Source organism: Williamwhitmania sp. (genome assembly GCA_035529935.1).
GTDB lineage: Bacteria > Bacteroidota > Bacteroidia > Bacteroidales > Williamwhitmaniaceae > Williamwhitmania.
Genome location: DATKVT010000233.1, coordinates 1 through 2187, shown reverse-complemented (window position 1 = coordinate 2187; position 2187 = coordinate 1). Strand labels below are relative to the sequence as shown.

Annotated in this window: 2 protein-coding genes; one reads left to right on the top strand and one right to left on the bottom strand. The window is 36.8% G+C overall.

Annotated elements, in window-relative coordinates:
- Window positions 1–201: 201 nt before the first annotated feature.
- Window positions 202–396 (bottom strand): hypothetical protein, encoded by a 195-nt coding sequence (locus tag VMW01_17690; GenBank protein ID HUW08075.1) that lies wholly within the window; start codon window positions 394–396, stop codon window positions 202–204.
- Window positions 397–1055: 659 nt separating this feature from the next.
- On the opposite strand from VMW01_17690, the gene VMW01_17685 reads away from it, so the two are divergent.
- On the top strand, window positions 1056–2187 hold a 1132-nt coding region (locus VMW01_17685), incomplete at its 3' end, for a transposase (protein HUW08074.1).

Below are 2187 nucleotides of genomic sequence, written 5' to 3'. Positions count from 1 at the left end.
AGAATGTTTCTCTTGCCGCATTTTTATCCAAATAGACTACCTCCATTGCAACGGCTTCTACCATCCATCGGAAAATTTCCTTGATGGTTTTAAAATCCTTTCCCTTTACGGCTTCTGCCATATCTTCTCCAGCATCTTTGTAAAATTTCAGATCGGTAATCATATTTTCCCCTTCGGATTGAAAATATTTAACAAAACTTTTTAACTATCGCGCCCGACCGGGCGCACCAATTTTGTCAAAGCATTAACAGGAATAATTTTATTATTTTTGACAACAATCACAAAAGGACCACATTGATCATCAATATGGGTTGCTGCCATTAACGCGTCTGCCACCTTTTGATAAAAAAGAGAATACATTTTGGTATTAAAGAAAAAAACTAGGAAAACTTTCATTTTAGCCCCGTTTCTTAATTGGCTTTTGTTTCAAAAGTTATCTTCTATTCATCTTCATTATACCCCGCCCCCACGGTGTGTCAAGACTTTTTTACAAATTTTTTCGACGCCACAAAGGGACCCATAGGCTCTAACCCAATTTCCAAATTAGTTTCCACCACCATTTCTTTAGCTAATTTTCAACGCGATAATATTATCGGACTTACGAATCGTGTTTTTAGGTTCTACAACAATTATATAGTGCAGAAACCAAAAGTCAAATCAAAATTAAAAAATTTCTCAACATAATGTAATTGACTTTCAAGTACAGCAAAGTATACTTCTGGTATGATACACACAAAATATTCTCAAAATGAAAAAATACACAAGTCCGGTTAACACCGGGCTTTTCTCATTTTAGGATTTAAGATATGATTATCTGAATCTCTAAGTGAAATGCTACCATTTGGTAACGTTGGGTAATATGTTACCATTTGGTAATATGTCTCAAGGTGAGACGAAGTTTTCAACGCGAGAATATTGAAAAAAGTCTCAAATTTACATATATAGAGGACCAAAAAAGTCAGCGACCTTGAAATATTTGTGGTTTTAGTTTTCATTTTTACAAGGAAATTTTATTTTTAGTTGATTTTTCTGTCTCAAAATGCCATAATAATAGTATGAAGAAAACTTTTAAGCTACGCATTTACCCCAACCAAAGTCAACGGCAAAAATTGTGTTGGACATTGGATAGGTGTCGTAATTTGTACAATGCAGCTCTCGAAGAGCGAATTATTGCTTATAGAATGACGGGGCGCAGTCCCTCCTGCTACAGCCAAATAAATGAATTACCCGATCTCAAAAGAGCTATTACATCATACAAAAGGGTCTTCTCTCAAGTCTTACAAGATGTTCTAAAACGTCTTGATTTGGCATATGGAGCATTTTTCCGTCGCATCAAGCACGGCGAAAAGCCCGGCTTTCCTCGTTTTCAAGGTTATTCTCGCTATGATAGTTTCACGTATACACAGGGTGGATTTAAAGTCACAGAAAAGAAAATTTTTCTCTCAAAAATAGGTCATGTAAAAATTCACGGTTATCGACCAATTAATGGTAAAATCAAAACATGCACAGTGCGCCGAGAGGCAGACCATTGGTTTATTTGCCTTTCTTGTGAAGTTGAACCGGAACATTTGCCACAGAATAATCCACCAATTGCAGTCGGCATTGACCTTGGAATCAAGCAATATGCAGTCTTCTCAGATGGTTCCGTCATTGACAAGCCATCCTTCACCAAGAAGAACGAAGCCTTGATTGCTTTTTTCAATCAACAGTTGGCTCTTAAACAGCGTGGTAGTAAAAGAAGGTACCGAGCAAAAGTAACTTTGCAAAAAGCCCATTTAAAGGTCAAAAATCAAAGAAACGATTTTCTGCACAAACTATCACGTCGTATAGTCAACTCCTATGATGTTATCGTTATGGAAAAATTAACACCATCCACCATACTTGCTAAAATAACTAATATAAACAAGGCTACTCTTGATGCATCATGGTCAACTTTAATTCAATATGTTGCTTACAAAGCAGAATACGCTGGTAGGCAACTCATTCTAATAGATCCTAAGAACACAAGTCAAACTTGCAGTTCTTGCTATTCAATTTTAAAAGAGCCACTGCAATTAAAAGATCGCGTTTTCAAGTGTCCTAACTGTTATTTGGAACTTGATCGAGATTTTAATGCAGCGTGCAATATTTTAAGGGCTGGGGCACAGTCCACGTTGACATCTGTCGGCGTAACCTCACTTGAACCGG